General features: G+C 35.6%; 10 protein-coding genes. 9 read left to right on the forward strand and 1 reads right to left on the reverse strand.

Features of this window, described 5'->3' with window-relative positions; all coding sequences use genetic code 11:
• Positions 1 to 379: 379 nt before the first annotated feature.
• From ACO05S_RS15345 to ACO05S_RS15360, 4 genes are all read left to right on the forward strand, one after another.
• Positions 380 to 3,289 carry a SusC/RagA family TonB-linked outer membrane protein gene (locus tag ACO05S_RS15345; protein ID WP_421918890.1) on the forward strand — a complete coding sequence of 970 codons (2,910 nt, stop codon included), beginning with the start codon at positions 380 to 382 and terminating at the stop codon, positions 3,287 to 3,289.
• A gap of 11 nt (positions 3,290 to 3,300) precedes the next feature.
• A complete protein-coding gene (locus ACO05S_RS15350; protein ID WP_421918891.1) occupies positions 3,301 to 4,872 on the forward strand; it encodes a RagB/SusD family nutrient uptake outer membrane protein in 1,572 nt (523 codons plus the stop codon).
• A gap of 19 nt (positions 4,873 to 4,891) precedes the next feature.
• Entirely contained in the window at positions 4,892 to 5,839 is a 948-nt protein-coding gene (locus ACO05S_RS15355; RefSeq protein WP_421918892.1) for a DNRLRE domain-containing protein, read from the forward strand.
• A 154-nt stretch (positions 5,840 to 5,993) separates the two neighbouring features.
• Positions 5,994 to 6,860 (forward strand): glycoside hydrolase family 16 protein, encoded by an 867-nt coding sequence (locus tag ACO05S_RS15360; RefSeq protein ID WP_421918893.1) that lies wholly within the window; start codon positions 5,994 to 5,996, stop codon positions 6,858 to 6,860.
• Between the two features lie 822 nt (positions 6,861 to 7,682).
• Here the strand turns inward: ACO05S_RS15360 and ACO05S_RS15365 are convergent.
• Complete coding sequence (locus ACO05S_RS15365) at positions 7,683 to 8,693, reverse strand: LacI family DNA-binding transcriptional regulator (RefSeq protein WP_421918894.1); 1,011 nt, start codon at positions 8,691 to 8,693, stop codon at positions 7,683 to 7,685.
• Between the two features lie 313 nt (positions 8,694 to 9,006).
• Here ACO05S_RS15365 and ACO05S_RS15370 point away from each other — a divergent pair, with 313 nt between their 5' ends.
• From ACO05S_RS15370 to ACO05S_RS15390, 5 genes are all read left to right on the forward strand, one after another.
• The gene (locus tag ACO05S_RS15370) at positions 9,007 to 10,569 is read left to right on the forward strand and encodes a sodium:solute symporter family protein (RefSeq protein WP_421918895.1); all 1,563 of its coding nucleotides are present in this window, start codon (positions 9,007 to 9,009) and stop codon (positions 10,567 to 10,569) included.
• A gap of 17 nt (positions 10,570 to 10,586) precedes the next feature.
• Positions 10,587 to 12,866, forward strand: coding sequence for an FAD-dependent oxidoreductase (locus ACO05S_RS15375; protein ID WP_421918896.1), 2,280 nt, complete (start codon positions 10,587 to 10,589; stop codon positions 12,864 to 12,866).
• Positions 12,867 to 12,904: 38 nt separating this feature from the next.
• Complete coding sequence (locus ACO05S_RS15380) at positions 12,905 to 15,964, forward strand: SusC/RagA family TonB-linked outer membrane protein (protein ID WP_421918897.1); 3,060 nt, start codon at positions 12,905 to 12,907, stop codon at positions 15,962 to 15,964.
• Positions 15,965 to 15,982: 18 nt separating this feature from the next.
• Positions 15,983 to 17,665, forward strand: a complete 1,683-nt coding sequence (locus ACO05S_RS15385) for a RagB/SusD family nutrient uptake outer membrane protein (protein WP_421918898.1) — start codon at positions 15,983 to 15,985, stop codon at positions 17,663 to 17,665.
• 295 nt (positions 17,666 to 17,960) lie between these two features.
• The gene (locus ACO05S_RS15390; RefSeq protein ID WP_421918899.1) at positions 17,961 to 18,089 is read left to right on the forward strand and encodes a hypothetical protein; all 129 of its coding nucleotides are present in this window, start codon (positions 17,961 to 17,963) and stop codon (positions 18,087 to 18,089) included.
• Positions 18,090 to 18,129: the final 40 nt, after the last annotated feature.

The following is an 18,129-nucleotide window of genomic DNA, read 5'->3' on the forward strand; positions in this document are numbered from 1 at the left end:
AGTAAGGCAGTGATGAGAAAATGTTTTTATTTTACTTATCGCAATTAACTGGAAATAAGAACATAGTGCAATTGTAAGAGAGATTACTTTATAGTGGTCTCTTTTTTTATCCTACTGGTAGCAACAGTTAGGGTAAATTATGACTTAATTTTCGAGAACGTTATCGTAAAACGAGAGCGTTCCCGAAAACGTTTACGATAAATTTATTAATGCAATCGTTATAAAAGTATTTTTACCTAGCATATTTTTAGATTGGCTTGAAATAATATTGAGCATAAATAAAATCTACTAATTGTAAGTTTGCTTTGTAAGAATTTGTGATTATTTGTTTGACAAATAAGTTATAAAGCAATTTGTGTAATATAAAAACTGATCTATTATGAAATGTAAACTTAAGAGACTCCTGAAGCCAGCAGTCCTGTTTCTCCTATTGGGATTTGGACTTATGGCATCAGCTCAAAATCAAACCACTCTAAGGGGGTATGTCTACGACAAAGGTGAACCACCAATGTCCATTCCGGGTGTTACTGTGCATATTCCCGCTACCAATACAGGAGCAGTAACCAATTTTCAAGGGTATTTTGAAATTAGGGCAAATGAAGGTGATTCAATTCAATTTTCATTTGTAGGGTACAAAACCTTTAAGACAAAGGTTAAGAACCTAATGAAATCAATGACTGTTTCTCTGGAGGAAGATGTTGAGAAGTTAGAGGAAGTTATTGTTGTTGGTGAAACTACTATGCAAAAGCAACATGTTGCTGCAACTGTTGAAAGAGTAGATGTAGTAGAAGCATTACAAGGAAAACCTGTTACAAATTTATCTCAATCATTACAAGGTGGAGTTACAGGTGTCAGAATTTCTCAATCATCAGGTAAACCAGGGAGCGATCAAGCCAGCATAAACATCAGAGGAGTTACCACATTAGATAACTCAGGGGCGCTTATTTTGGTTGACGGAATTGAAATGAGTATGGATGATATAAATCCTGATATAGTTGAAAGCATGACTGTCTTGAAGGATGCTGCCGCTGCTGCTATTTATGGGTCAAGAGCTGGGAAAGGTGTTGTTCTGATTGAAACGAAGAGAGGGGTTCCAGGTGAGATGCGAGCATCGTATAGCGGCTACGTGGGTATTCAAACACCAACTCGTTTACCAAAATTTGTTGATGCTGTAACATATATGAATATGTATAATGAAGCGGAAATAAATGATGGAAGTAGCCCTAGCTTTAGTCAATATGATATTGATAATACTGCCAGTGGTTTATACCCTGTAAGTTATCCTGATACAGATTGGGTGGGTGAAGTTGTTGACAAATCATCAATTGTAACCAATCATTCGTTTAGTGCTTCTGGGGGAAATAGCTTGGCACGTATTAATCTCTCAGGGAGATATTTATTTCAGGATGGAATGATAGACTATGTTAAGGCTAGAAAATTTAATTTCCGTGCGAATTCTACAGTTACGATGGCAAAAAACCTTCTCTTTTATATCGATGCAAGTTTCAGTAGAGATTTAAATGAACAGCCTAGTAATTATGATCCAATATTAAGATCAATGTATGAAAACCCGCCAACAATGATTGATAAATTTCCTATGAAACCGGGGGTTGACAAGCAATTTTATGGAAAGTATTCAGGAGATCTCATGAATAATCCACTTTTGTATACGGAGCAAGGAGGATCAACAAAAAGATTTAGCGATCGTTCTTTAATGAATTTTAGAATAAAGTATAATCTTGGTGAAAATTGGAGGTTAAGTGCAAGTTACAATTTCGTTTTAGATAGTAAACACAAGCAAGTATCAAGAAAACCATTTGCATTATACAATTATTGGACTGACGAGCTAATTAAAGAATGGGATTATAAATTTTCTGGAGATACGGAAAAAATATTTTCATCTGAGACAAAGTTAAAAGCTAACTTTAACAAGGATTTTGGTCAGCACAAGTTGAATGCAGTTGTAGGAACATCGCTTAGAAATAAGAGTCCCGATGAATTTAATAAGCATGAAATGCTATCGTTCTATGGTAAAATTAGTTATTCTTTAAAGAATAAATATTTATTTGAAGCAACTACTCGATATGATGGTTCATCTAAGTTTGATGAGAAAGAAAAATGGGGAGTTTTTCCATCGTTTGCTCTTGGCTGGAATGTACACAAGGAAAATTTTCTTGAAAACAGTAATTTAATTACCTATCTAAAATTAAGAGGATCCTGGGGGCAATTGGGTAATAATAATGTGGGATTATATAATTTTCAATCAACGATTGACCCGAAAAATGGAACTGAAAAAGTTATTGGTAACCGCAATTTGAAATGGGAAACCGTTACCATGACAAACTTGGGTGTTGACCTTGGATTATTTCATAATCAGGCAGTAGAATTGAATTTTGAAGTTTACCGAAAAGTAACTACAGATATGATATTGAAGCCACCTATCAGTCAGATTGTTGGAGTAGGTGCTGCAAAAGGAAACCTGGGAGAAATGGTTAATGAAGGGTTTGAGGTATCTTTAAATATTCAGAAAAAACTGTCTGATAAATTGAAGTTTAGTTTTGGAACAGGTTTGGCTTTTAACAGAAATAAAATCGAAAAACTAGAAGGAGGTCCTTACATTAGCGGTTGGGGGATTAAAGAAGAAGGATATAGTGTGAATGATTATTATGGGTATAAAACCGATGGATTAATTCAAATTGGTGAGATTGAAAATGGATTGCCAATCTTTGCAGGACAAGAAGCCGGTGATATTAAGTTTCTTGATTTAAACCGTGATGGAGTACTGACTGAAAAAGATATGACTCATATTGGTCGATCTAACGCAAAGTTTGATGCATTTACAAATCTTAAAATCAAGTATAAAAGCTTTGATATAAGTGCTCAGCTGACAGGTACTTTTGGACTTGATGGAAGGGCAACAGGTAGAGTTGCATACCCATTCTACAACGGAGGTAAACCGCAAGAACATCATGTAGGAAGTTATTGGACTCCTGAGAATCCAAATGCATACTATCCTAGGTTAAGCCTAAAAGCGTCTGGCTTAGAACAACAGCATGATTATTTTTTGAGAGATGCAAGTTATATAAGACTTAGAAATGTGCAAGTAGGTTATACTTTGAATAGGAACACTCTCCAAAAAATTGGAATTAGAGGATTAAGATTGTATGTAAATGCACGTAACCCTCATGTATGGACCAAGATGAAAACATTAGATCCTGAATCCAGAGGAAATGATGAAACTTATCCTATCATGGCAACATATACAATGGGTATGAAACTTAATTTTTAAAGATTATAAAAATGAACAAATTATATATTTTTATTATAGTAGGTATTCTATTTTCATCTTGTGATGAATTGGTAACCTACGATAATCCTAAGGCTGTTACAGATGAGGATTGGTGGAATTCAGAACAAGATGCACGATCTGCATTAAATACAATTTATTCTTTTGTTCCTAAGGGGATTACCGGTGATGGTGGGAGATTAAATTATAATTATTCAGCCGATGAGGCTTACCAAGTAAATAAGACAGATTATACATCCATTGCCAATGGTAATTTAATTGCAGAAAATAAAAAAGCTGAGGACATTTGGAAGGGAAGTTATACATACATAAGACGAGCAAATCGATTCTTTAAGTATGTTGATAATTGTGCTGTTGAAGCTTCTTTATTAGAGCGATTCAAATTAGAGGCGAGAACTCTTCGCGCATGGATTTATCTTGAACTGGTAATGTGGTATGGAGATGTACCTTTAACAACCGAAGAACTTTCTCCTGATTTAGAATCCTCACTTGCAAAAACAGATAAAACAGAGGTCTTAAATTTTGTGATAACAGAGTTAGAAGCTGCAAGTAATGGATTACCTAAAGAATATTCTTCTAATGATAGATGGAGAATGACAAGTGGTGCTGCTTTATCTTTTAAAGCCTTAGCACATTTATTGTTAGATCAATGGGAAGAAGCTGCGAGTGCTGCCAAATTGGTTTGTGAATCAGGAGTGTATGAATTATACAATAATTTGGATGACCCAGCCAATAGTTATCGTTTGTTATTTACTCAGGATGGGATAAATAATAAAGAGACAATTATTTATAAATCAAAAGGTTGTAGTTCTGCTTATAGCAATAATACACCAGCAAGTTTGGGAGGTGTGTCAGGTTTTGCTCCCTTGGGTAATTTGGTGGATATTTATGAAACCTTACAAGGTAAAACCTTAGCTGAAATGAGTATTGACAGTGTAGATTATTATAAGCGTAATCCTGGTTTTAACCGTGATCCTAGATTAGACGCTACTGTAATTCTTCCTGGTACCTCATTTAATGGTCAAACCATCAGTCCATTCGATGATTCTGCTACTAATGACAATAGAATCGGAGCAAAAGATAGTTCTCCTTCTGGTTATTGGATGAAGAAATATGTTGACATACGAGAGAAGAAAGTTGGGGGTGTTATAGATTATATGATTCTACGCTTGCCTGATGTAATGTTAATGTATGCTGAAGCAATGATCGAGCAAGGAGAATTTCATGATGCTTTAGCCATTTCGTATATTGATGAAATTCGTGCAAGAGCAGGTATGCCACCTGTTGATCTTACCAAATACAACTCAAAGGAAAGTATGAGACAACTTTTAAGAAGAGAAAGAAGAGTGGAGTTGGCATTGGAAGGAAGACGTATTTATGATTTGCGCAGATGGGAAGAGGGAGCATTGTTACAAGTTCCTGCATATGGAGCTACTAATCCTGCAACAGGAGAAACAGTTCAAATTGCAACAAGAAACTTTATCATCCCTGATCATTATTTACTGCCAATTCCGCAAAGTGAAATGTTGGTAAATGATAATATGATCCAGAATGATGGTTATTAAAATGATAAATATTAGAATTATGAAAAAACTATTATATACAACTGGATTGTTTGCAATAACTGTGTTATTCATCACATCCTGTAATGATGAACAATTAAAGGAATGGTATTTCGAGGAACCTCCACTACCAGCAAACGCAACTGTTTTTGGTAATGAAAGTTACAATGTTGGTATAGATGAAAATTCAAGTTTCTTTGTGAAACTAAAAGGAGAACCACCTTTTGATTTTACTTATTCTGATGGAGAACAGGAGATTACAATTACTGATATAGACACATCCGTATATGAAATACCTGTAATGCCTGATTATACAACCTATTATAAGGCGGTAGCTGTATCAAATGTTATGGGAGAAGGATCTATCGAAACAGATTCCGCAGTAGTAAATGTTTTCTCTGTTAAAAATATCTTTCAGTCTAATTTTAATAGCTATGTTCAACGTAGCGAGAATGGAAAAGGACGTGATCACTCTTCTGATGAGTTACTTTTATTAAAGAATGCTTCGGATGAATACGCCAGAACTTCGTTTTATTCATTTGATCTAAGTAGCTTTGTTGATGATATTGCTAGCGAGGATGAATTTTTCTTTACATTTTCAATACTATATTCGAATAATACAACACAAAATTCAATTATTGTGGAAGCCTCTGATGTATCTATTGATAATACTATTGATTGGGGTTCTCAACCTTTAGATGAGTTGTTTGAGAAAGTTGGTCAGTCTGAGCATAAGAGTTTTGGAACGGATAAAGATGCCTCAACATTAATCGAAAATCAAACATTTGATTTAACCAGCTATGTTCAATCTTTGATTGCGGACGGAAAATCTTCATTCACGCTTAGGTTGACTCTGAAAGATCAAAATGCAGCATACTTGAGAATTGGATCAAATAATAATTCTAACGAAAGTTTTCGTCCAAAACTTGAGATTAAAGGGCAAGTATACAAGCCTGAGATCAATGAATAATAATTCGAGTTAGATTAGCTATTAGTTATTAGTTATTGGGTTGATTCAGTTTATCTGGGTCAACCCATTATTATCTAAATGAATATATAGTGTTACTATGTTATTTTACAACTGCCGATTTGCAATGATATCATTTAAAATAAATTTGCTGTTAATGGCAATGTCTTTACTGCTTGCATGCTCGGCTGATGCCGATGTGCAGATTAATTCTAATGCAGATGTGAATGTAGATAAGGACAAATCTAAAATTGATACCAATTCACCCAAAGGTGTTCAACCATTTTTTGCTGATAACAATAATCCGGATATAGAGTGGGAGCTGGATTTTACTGATGAGTTTAATGATGAGGTGCTAAATAGATTTAAATGGACAAAAAATAACAGCTCAAAGAGTAGGGCAGCACGTCCTAAAATTGGTGTAAAAAATTGGTACTGGAAACCTGAAAATGTGAGACTGCAAGATGGAAAGTTGATTTTAGAGGTTGTAAAGCACGATCGCAACACCATGCATTGTGGAGGAGTGTTTTCGAAAGATAAGTATGAAACAACTTATGGCTATATGGAAGCTAGAATTAAAATTGCTGATGCATATAAAGGAACTCACACAGCATTTTGGCTGCAAGGCAAGGGAATGTCAAACGTGGATGGTACGGCAAATGATGGAGCTGAAATAGATATTTTTGAATCGGCATGGCTAAAAGATTTTACCAAATGTGTAGTTCATATCGATGGATATGGCTCTAATCATAAGGCAAATACAAAGAAATACAATACACCAGGAATTCATGAAGGATACCATGTTTTCGGCTTACATTGGAGCAAAGATTTCATGAAGATCTATTACGACGGCGTTCTAAAGGCATCGTATACTGGTGATAGTTGGATAGTTCATGCCAATGAGTATTTGTGGTTATCTAATGGCGCCAGCTTTGGAATCGAAGGAGATTACTTTACCAGTCAACCCAATGGAACATTAACTTTTGCCCAGGTGGATTACCTGCGGGTTTGGAAACAAAAATAAGAAGAAGCAATACTTATGAATGTATGGCGGTACAAAATTTTTCTTTCATATCAGTTTTGTTGGTTTTTTTGTACAAAAAAATTCGATAAGACTCTTGTGGAGTGCAATTTTGTACAAAAAAATCGCCTTTAATGATCTTGATCGGAAAATTTGCACAAAAAAAACGTAAAAATTGATTTTGAAGACGGAAATCGTACAAAATAATCGCCAATATCGATCTTAAAGCTCAGATTTGGACAAAATATTGACAATTATTGATCCTGAACGATAAATTTGTACAAAATTGCCGCTCAAATCGATTTTAACGCCCGGATTTGTGCAAAATTAGCACCAATATCGATCTTGAAGCTCGGATTTGTGCAAAAAAAGCAGCATATCTTATCTGCTTATTATTTTGTGCACAATCCTTGTCACATCGATCTTTTTACTCATTTACTCAGAAGAATATTGCTTTTATTCAAAAATGAGGAGAGCTATGTTTATTTGCGATTTTTGTTTTATCATGAATGAGTACGGTTGCTGTATTTATACTTAACGTGAGTTCGACGTAAAATTGGTTCACAGTTTGATCTGATTTTGAGTAGAAATTTTCTCAAATTTTCGAAGGAATATCGGGATATTTCAAGAAGATTTGAGGAAATTTATGCCGAAAGCAGGCAAACACATAATGGAAAGTTCTCTTTACGACATCTTCACATTAAAAATTCCTCAAAATAACCCGCTATTCTTTCCAAATTTTTAATGCAAATCTATCGCAAATATAACTTTCTGTGGATAGAATTTTACGTCGAACTCACGTTACTTATATCAATTAAGAAGGCTTTACTTTGCTTTTGAGGACTGTCTAATGTTTAGTTTTCCGTTTAAAATTAAGGTTTGAGGCTTAAAATCATTCGGATTTTCAATTTGTTGAATAAGAAGTCTCGCAATAGAACGACCTATTTCAGTAGTTGGTTGCTCAACCGATGTGAGTGGAGGATCGACATGAAGAGCCAAACCAGACTCTGAGAAGCCAACAAACGCAATATCCTCAGGTATTTTATATCCATGCTCCTTAAATACTTTCATAGCACCGATTGCCGCCGGGTCATTTGCAGCAAATATGGCATCCGGAATGTCATTTTTCGCAATTAATTCTTCTGCCGCATTTTTGCCATCTTCCATCATAAAACCTGCTGGTACAATTTGATTTTCAGTTAGCTCGATTTTATGTTTTTTGTTGGCATCAATAAATCCTAATTTCCTGTTTTTAGATAAGCTAAGGTTTGATGGTCCGGCCAAATGGTAGATTCTTTTATATCCCTCATGAATTAAATGTTCCGTAGCAAAAAATGACCATTTATAATCATCAAAAATAACTTTCGGGGTTTTTAAATTTTCATTGGTACGGTTAAAACAGACAATTGGCAAGCCTGATTCGATTAATTCCTGATAATACTCAACATTATCATCGCCCATTAACGAAATGATAAGCCCATCAACCATGTTGTCAACCAGTGTTTTAACATTGGATTTCTCCATCTGGATGGACTGGTTTGCTTGGGTAATAAGAACTTGGTAACCTTTTTCAAATAGTATCTCCTGAGCTCCAATAATAACTTTTGGAAAGAAATCATTAATAAATTCAGGAACAACTATTCCAATGTTAAAGGATCGTTGCTGGATTAACTTTTTAGCAATAGGATTTGGGTGATAATTTAATTCTTTTGCAGTTTCTAAAATCAGCTCTTTTGTTTCTTTTCTAATATCATACTTATCGTTAAAAGCTCTGGAAACGGTCGAAATAGATAGGTTTAATTTTTTTGCTATATCCTTAATTGTAATATGTTTCATATGTGGTATACTATTTTATTTTAATGTCTTGCCATTAAATTTTGTTATAAATCTATAAAAAGAAATACAACTTAAATATTTTCGCAATAACAATCAATTCATCGGGAACGTTTTCGAAAAAAAAATCGTTTTCGGAAGCGTTCCCGAAATTATTTCCGCAGAATTAATTGCAAACCTTTTCATAAGGATCTTAATTGCAAAAAATATTAAAGAGAATTGAAAAATTATGGGGTTTATTGATTTAGGTGTTGTGTTAGCATTCTCACTTCTTGTTTTTGTATGTGGGATCTCTTTTGCCAAGTCTGGTAAAAATATGAAATCTTTTTTTGCGGCGGGAGGAAATTTACCTTGGTGGATGAGTGGTTTGTCTTTGTTTATGTCTTTTTTCTCGGCAGGAACTTTTGTGGTTTGGGGATCTATCGCTTATACCAGTGGTTGGGTAGCTGTTTCTATTCAATGGACAATGTGTATTGCGGGTTTTATCATCGGTTTTGTGATTGCTCCAAAGTGGAGAAAAACAAATGCATTAACAGCTGCTGAGTTTATTACAAACAGATTAGGTTACAATACCCAAAAAATATACACCTACATTTTCTTGTTTGTTTCGATTTTTACTACAGGGGCATTTTTATATCCTGTAGCAAAAATTGTTGAAGTATCTACAGGTATTCCCATTACAGCAAGTATTGTGTTTTTAGGCTGTCTTATTTTAATATACACTGCCGTAGGAGGTTTATGGGCAGTTATTGTTACTGATGTTTTGCAGTTTGTTGTACTTACAGCTGCAGTTCTTATAGTTGTGCCTCTGGCATTTGATAAGATCAACGGCATCGAAAATTTTGTGGCCAATGCTCCTGAAGGATTTTTCTCTTTAATCAATGAAGAATACACAGGTGGATTTCTAGTGGCTTTTGGTTTGTATAATCTCTTTTTTATAGCAGGCAATTGGGCCTACGTACAAAGATATACAAGTGTTTCCACACCACGGGATGCAAAAAAAGTAGGTTGGATTTTTGGAGCCCTTTACACAATAAGTCCACTGGTGTGGATGTTACCTCCAATGATTTATCGGGTGTTGAATCCAAACCTGGATGGATTAGCTGATGAAGGAGCATATTTGTTGATGTGCAAAGAGGTGTTGCCTGTTGGAATGCTTGGCTTAATGTTGGGAGGAATGATTTTTGCAACATCCAGCTCGGTAAATACAACCTTAAACATAGCAGCAGGGGTATTAACAAATGATGTGTTTAAACATTTTAAGCCGAATGCCAGCGAAAGTGTATTGGTAAAAGTAGGAAGAATAGCTACCGTAAGCCTCGGAATTTTAACAATTCTTGTGGCACTAATGGTTCCATTAATGGGAGGAATTGTTGAAGTGGTACTAAGTCTTGCTGCATTAACCGGAGGAGCACTCTTTTTACCTCCTTTGTGGGCTTTGTTTTCAAAAAATCAGAATGGAGTAAGTGTCTTATCAGTAACAATGGTTTCATTGTTAGTAAACGGTTTTTTTAAGTTCATAAGTCCCGATCTTTTAAATATAAGCTTAAGCAGAGGAGTAGAGATGGCTGTAGGAGTTGGTATCCCAATTGTTCTGCTCGGGAGCTATGAGATTTTTGCAATCCTGACAAAAAAGAAACAAACAGCATATTTAGCATACATCAATCATCAAAACAAATCAACAGTTGCAGCTGATGAAGATGAAAATGACGGTGCTCAGAATAAAAAAGGAGGCCGGGTAATTGGAATAGGTGTGGCTGTAACAGGCTTAATGATTGCTGTTCTTTCACTGATAGGTAGTACTGGTAAAATACTGGTTGGTATCATGGGCTTATTGGTTCTAACATTAGGATTAATCGTAATTCGAAAAAACAAATAAATAAAATCATAGAAGCAATGTTGGTAGAAGAATTTTCTGAAAAAACACGTCAAAATAAAACAATCGAATTAAATACAGATGTAACAGTTGTAGGAGGAGGATTGGCAGGAGTTTGTGCTGCTGTTACTGCTGCAAGGTCTGGGGTAAAAGTAGTATTGGTTCAAGATCGCCCGGTTTTAGGCGGAAATGCTTCAAGTGAGGTGCGTTTATGGATTCTGGGCGCTACCTCTCACATGGGAAATAACAATCGATATGCAAGAGAGGGAGGATTACTTGATGAAATTCTTGTTGAGAATTTATATCGCAATAAAGAGGGAAATGCATTGATTTTCGATACCATATTGCTTGAGAAAATAAATGGAGAGAAGAACATTACTTTGTTACTTAATACAGCAGTGTATGAAGTTGAAAAGTCGGATCCTGAAACCATTAAAAGCGTTAATGCATTTTGTAGTCAGAATTCAACAAATTACTTGATAAATGCACCACTGTTTTGTGATGCTTCCGGTGATGGTATTGTTGGATTTCAAGCCGGAGCAGCATTTAGAATGGGAGCCGAAAAACCCGAGGAATTCGGAGAGAAGTTTGCTCCGGATATTTCTTATGGAGAATTGCTTGGCCACACCATGTATTTCTACAGTAAAGATGCAGGAAAACCAGTGAAGTATGTTGCACCCGAATTTGCTTTGAAAGATATTACCGAAATACCAAGATACAAGGTAATCAGTGAGAAAGATTATGGATGCAGACTTTGGTGGCTTGAATATGGAGGAAGAAAGGATACCATACATGAATCGGAAGATATTAAATGGGAACTATGGAAAGTGGTTTATGGGGTTTGGGATCATATTAAGAACTCAGGCGAATTTCCTGATTCCGAAAATCTTACATTAGAATGGGTAGCCACAATTCCTGGCAAACGGGAAAGCAGAAGGTTCGAAGGTTTATATATGCTAAAGCAACAGGATGTTATAGAGCAAACCAATTTCGATGATGCAGTAGCATTTGGAGGTTGGGCTCTTGATTTGCATCCATCTGATGGAGTATATAGCGAAAGACCAGGTTGTACGCAGTATCATTCAAAAGGAATTTATCAAATCCCTTTAAGAAGCTTCATTAGCAAGAATATTAAAAACCTGTTCTTGGCAGGAAGAATCATTAGTGCCAGCCATGTGGCTTTTGGATCTACCAGAGTGATGGCAACTTGTGGACATGGTGGACAAGCTGTTGGATTTGCTGCTGCACAATGTATAAACGAGGATATTAAGGTAAATGAGTTGTTGGATCCGATTAATCTAAATAAACTACAGCAAGCATTAAGTCTTAACGGACAGGGAGTTCCTGGAGTTGAAATTCTAAAAGAGAACAATCAGGCAAGTTTGGCTCGCATCGAAAGTTCGAGTGAATTTAAACTGAATAATTTTTCAGGAAATGGTTTATGGATGTCTTTAGAAACGGCTGTATCTCAGATGTTACCATTAAGTTCTAATACCAAATATACATTTCAGTTTGAAATTGAAGCTTTTGAGAATACCTGCATTACCGCACAATTGAGAAGTAGCAGTAAACTGGGAAACTATACACCTGATACAGTAATTCAGGAGCTTAAGCTTGATTTAATTACAGGAAAGCAAAAAATCGATATTCCGTTCGACAGTGTTTTAAAAGATGATCAGTATGGATTTATAACTTTTCTTGAGAATTCAAATGTAAACATTCGTTGCACTGATGAAAGAATAACAGGTGTAATGACCTTGTTCAATGGGAAGAATAAGGCTGTTAACAACCATGGCAAGCAGATTCCTCCAACCAATAGCGGAATTGAAGAGTTTGAATTTTGGATTCCAAAGAGAAGACCAGAGGGTGAGAATTTAGCATTTAATGTGAGTCCATCTATAAATTTATACAGTGCCGATAATATCTGTAATGGTATTGTGCGTCCGTTTCTAAAAACAAATGCATGGGCAGCAGATTTATCAGATGATTGTCCTGCTTTAACCATGAACTGGGAGCAAAAGCATTGTATAAAAAATATAAAACTTTTTTTTGATACAGATTATGATCATGCAATGGAGTCTACTTTAATGGGGCATCCCGAGAGTGTGATTCCATTCTGTATTCGAAACTATAAAATATATGACGACAAGGATAAATTGATTTACGAGAAAAAGAATAATTATCAAACAATTAATGAAATCAAGCTGGAGAATTCTATTTCAACCAAGCAATTGAGATTTGAGTTTGAACATCCTTCTAAAACAACTCCGGCTTCAATTTTTGAGATTGTTTGTTCGTAATCCATTATAACCCTAATTGTAAACTAAATAAAAACCAAATGAAAAAGTTAATTGCGATTTTCTATTTCTTATTGTTGAGTTCGGTAATATGGGCTCAACAAAGAAATATTACCGGTGTCGTATTCGATGAGTCCGGTCTGGCTTTGCCAGGTGTAAATGTTGTTGTTCAAGGAACTACCGTAGGAACAATAACCAACATCGATGGACAATTTAGTATCCAAGTAAATGAAGGGCAAAATGCACTTGAGTTCTCATTTATTGGATATAAGTCTCAAACAATTGATGTAAGCTCAACTGAAAACCTTACAGTGAATATGGAGCCAGATGCTATAGGCTTAAATGAAGTTGTAGCGGTTGGATATGGAGTTCAAAAGAAAGTGAACTTGACAGGAGCTGTGGCTGTAGTTGATTCTGAAGAACTGGCTTCAAAACCAGTAATGCAAACCTCGGTTGCCTTGCAAGGATTGGCTGCAGGTGTAACTGTAACTCAAAGTTCAGGACAACCAGGAAGTGATAAAGGTACAATACGAATTAGAGGGCTTGGATCTGTTAGACAAGATGGTAAGACTGATGATGCAGGTCCATTGGTTTTAATTGATGGACGTGAAGGAAATATAAATGATGTAGATCCTAATGATATTGAGAATTTTTCGGTATTAAAAGATGCAGCATCATCGGCGATTTATGGTTCCAGAGCTGCCAATGGAGTAATTCTAATTACTACCAAACGTGGTACACAAGGAAAATTTAAAGTACGTTATAAGGGATATGGTGGTTTTCAAACCATTAGTGAGAAGCCTAAGTTAGTTGATGGATTAACTTTTATGAAAAATCGTAATTTGTCACTTTTAAATGATGGAGAAAATCCTGAATTCTCCGAAGAATACATCCAGGAATACGAGGCAAATTACAAATCAGATCCGGATCATTATCCGAATACTGATTGGCAAGATGAAATCTTACAAGGATCTGGATTTCAACAGCACCATAATGTCAATATTTCAGGGGGTAACGATTGGTTCAGCACCAGAGCTTCCATGTCTTTTATGGATCAGAAAGGACTGATAAATAACACCAGTTATAAAAAGTATACATTTCGTGTGAATAATGATATGCAGTTAAGAGATAATCTAAAACTGAGTTTAGATTTATACGGAAAAAGAAGTATTCAAAAGCAACCTGCTGATGAAGCAAAAAGCGTTTTCGATCAGGCTAATCGAATTCCTAATATTTATCCTGCTCAATTTACAAATGGAAAGTACGGTGAAGGATGGAATGGTCAGAATCCATTGGCAATGGCCGAAAGTGGAGGAGTTGACCGAAGAAATTATAACAGATTTAATACAGAGATTAAGCTGGAGTATAAGCCTGTGAATAATTTAAATGTGGTATTGAAATATGCTCCTGATTTTAAATTTGATCGCGAAAAGAAATTTAATCGCACATATGAAATTTATGATGCAGACGGAGAGTTTTTGCTTGAAAAGCCAAGTGTATCAAAATTGAAAGAGAAGAGAAAATACACTTTTAAACAGCAGTACAATGCTCTGGTTACTTATAACAAGTCTTTTAACGATCATAACTTTACCGTTTTAGGTGGTTTCGAACAAATTGACGATTATGTTGAAGAATTGTCTTTACAAAGAGACAATTATACTTTTCAAGATTATCAGTATATAGATGCTGGTAGCGAGGAGAATGATCAAACAACTGGAAAGGCAAATGAAGTTGCATTAAGATCATATTTTGGGCGTTTGAATTACGATTATAAAGGGAAGTATTTATTTGAAGCCAATTTAAGATATGATGGTTCATCACGTTTAGCTCCTGGTAATAAGTGGGATTGGTTTCCGTCTTTCTCGCTTGGTTGGAGACTATCAGAAGAAAACTTTATGAAAGATTTAGATTGGCTTTCAAACCTTAAATTAAGAGCATCTTATGGTGAATTAGGAAATCAGAAAATGCCGGATAGATATCCTTGGTCTGCAACTGTAGATATCAAAGATATGGGCTATTTGTTTGGAGATCCGCTGACAATGGCACCAGGAGGAGCGATAAAAACAGCATCAAATGCAAGTTTAATGTGGGAAACAGCAAAATCTACCAACTTTGCACTTGATGCAGGATTCTTTAACAACCGATTGACCTTTACTTTTGAATATTTTGAACAGGTTAGAAAGGATATGTTATTTAAACCAGCCATATTAATGACTACTGGTTTAAATCCAACATATCAGAATGTGGGAGAATTGGAGAACAAAGGTTGGGAGCTTTCTGCAAGTTATCGTGGTAATATTGGAGATTTTAAATATAATGTAACTGCTAATGTGCATGATATTAAATCTACAATGAAATCAATTGGTTTGGCAGATAAGTTTGTTAAAGATAGTAAGATTTTACGCGTAGGTGACTATGTAAATGCTTACTATATCTTAGAAGCAGATGGATTGTTTCAATCTCAGGAAGAGATAGACAATTATGGCGCTACAGTAGAAGGTAATGAACTTCAACCTGGAGATATTAGATATGTTGACCAGTTAACCATTGACTCGAATGGAGATGGAATAATGGACACTGCGGATGGGGTAATTGATGCCAATGACCGTGTGGTAAAAGGTGATTCCAGACCTAGGTATGAGTATAATTTAAATTTGAATGCATCATACAAAGGATTTGATATGATGATGTTTTTCCAAGGTGTAGGTAAAAGAGATGTATTACTAGGAGGACATGCAGTAAAAGCATTTAGCAATGCAAGTAACATGCAGGAGTGGCATTTGGACTATTGGACTCCCGAAAACCCGAACGCATCATATCCTCGCTTGTGGTCAACCTCAACAAACAATAGCAAAGCATCTTCATATTGGTTGTTTAGCCGTGCTTATCTAAAACTAAAGACGGTACAGCTAGGTTATACTTTCCCTAAAAAACTACTGAAAAAATCTTTTGCAGAGAAGTTGAGAGTTTATGTAGCCGGAAACAATGTATTCAGCATTGACGATATGCCGTCAGGATGGGATGCAGAAGAGGGTGAAACAAATGGTGGAGGATACCCGATTGTATCAACCTACGTATTTGGTATTGATTTAACATTTTAATCTTAAAACTTTACAAAAATGAAAATAAAAGCAATTATATACGGATTGATTGTTTTGGTTGGCTTTTCGTGTAGCGATGACTATATTGAAAGATATCCATTGGTTAATCCTTCGTCGGAAACCTTTCTTTCTACAGGACCGGAAATGGAACTGGCAATTAATGCAGCCTACCAAAAAATGTATTGGAGCGGTGGTTATAATACAACGAATCATTATAGAATGGATTTTGCGACTGATATAGGAATGTTCCGCCCGGAATGGGGAGCAGATGGTTTTAATTCCATATCCAGAGGTGATCATACAACTCTAACATCTACTTTCAAAAATGCTTGGGATAACTTCTACACAGGAGTAGGCCGTTGTAATAATATTTTGGAAAACATTGAACGAGGTCGCGAAAATGTATCTGAGGAATTTTACAACCAGATTATTGCACAAGCACTTTTCTTAAGAGCATATTATTACATGTATCTAACAGAATTATATGGTGATGTGCCATTGGTAATAACTGTTCAGGATCCTACCGTTTATGAATTGGCAAAGGATCCAAAATCTGCTGTTGTGAATCAAATTTTACTTGATTTGGATGAGGCAATTAAATATTTGCCATCCGAATGGACAGGAGGTGATAAGGGAAGAGCTACTTCGGGTGCTGCACTAACTTTAAAAGCTAGAATTGCATTGTATAATGGAATGTATGAGATGGCAGCGGATGCGGCAAAACAAGTGATGGATTCTAAGGTTTATTCTTTGCATCCAAACTATGGTGAGGTGTTTGATTTCGAGCATCAACGAAACAGTGAGGTTATTTATGACCTGCCTTACTTAATCGGAGAAAAACATCAAGCTTGGGTGAAAATAAGTAGTACCCGTAATGCAAAATGCTGGAGTACTTCTTATCCAACCAGAGATTTGGTTGATTCTTATGAAGACATTAATGGAAAAACGATTGATCAGTCAGATATTTACGATGCTGCAAAACCATTCGAAAATAGAGATCCTCGATTGGATTATACCATTCTTCGCGAAGGAAGTATTTTTGGTGGATACTTGTACACGCACCATCCTGATAGCGCCAAATGTGCATTCTATGAAAATGGTGTTTTCAAAAAGCGTGTAAAAAATTTCGAAGTATCAAAAGGGATTTATGCTTCGAGAACAGGTTTTAATGTAAAAAAATGGTTTCATGACTCAGATCTTGAGAATATCAGTGAATCTGATCTTAACTTCATCTTAATGCGATATGCAGAAGTTCTTTTGATTTATGCTGAGGCAAAAATTGAATTAAATGAGATTGATGCAAGTGTTTATGATGCGATTAATGATGTGAGAGACAGAGCTGGTATGCCTGATGTTGCTGCTGGAAAATCTCAAGCAGAACTTCGTACAATTTTAAGAAGAGAACGTAAGGTGGAATTGGCATTCGAAGGTTTGCGTTTATTCGATATCAGAAGATGGAGAATAGCAGAACATGTAATGCCTGGTGATGTAGTGGGTAAGAGAACAAAGAGCTATTGGTATTCATCGGAACCTGTACCAACAATCAATGCGTATGGTAAGCCGGTTTACTCAAAGGTGTCGACCTATTTTGCTACGACCCCAGCTACACGAATCTTTGATCCAAACAAAGATTATTTGTGGCCAATACCACAGGCAGAAAGGGATATCAATCCGCTTTTAGAACAAAATGATGGTTATTAAATAAATCTAAAAAAAGAACCTGCTATTTTTGGCAGGTTCTTTCAAATATAGGCTTGTTATCATCAAATCTTAATTGATTAAGAAATGTAAATGCTAACAGCAAGTTAGATTTATTTTAATAGTAGAAAAGTAAACTGGAAGGTTCTGAAGAGGGCTCAGTAATAATTTCGTTCTTGTTGAGTGCATGCTTTTAAAGGTGTTGAGTGTATGCTTTAAAAGAGGACAAGTGTATGCACTTGTAGGCTCAAAGTGCTGGTATTGATAGAAAAAGTACTCCGCTCAAAAAAAACAAATTGTGATTTTTAATCAAAAACAGATAAATACATCACAAATCGGGCTGGCATTAATCTTTAATTTATTTGCTTTAGCAGGATTTTCACAAAGCTATATTCACGATGCAGGTGGTAAACCAGTTAAAGTTTAATTGTAAAAAATAGGTTCATTGAGCTTGCTTTCAGGATCCG

Origin of the sequence: Marinifilum sp., from assembly GCF_965230805.1 — a bacterium.
Classification (GTDB): Bacteria; Bacteroidota; Bacteroidia; order Bacteroidales; family Marinifilaceae; genus Marinifilum.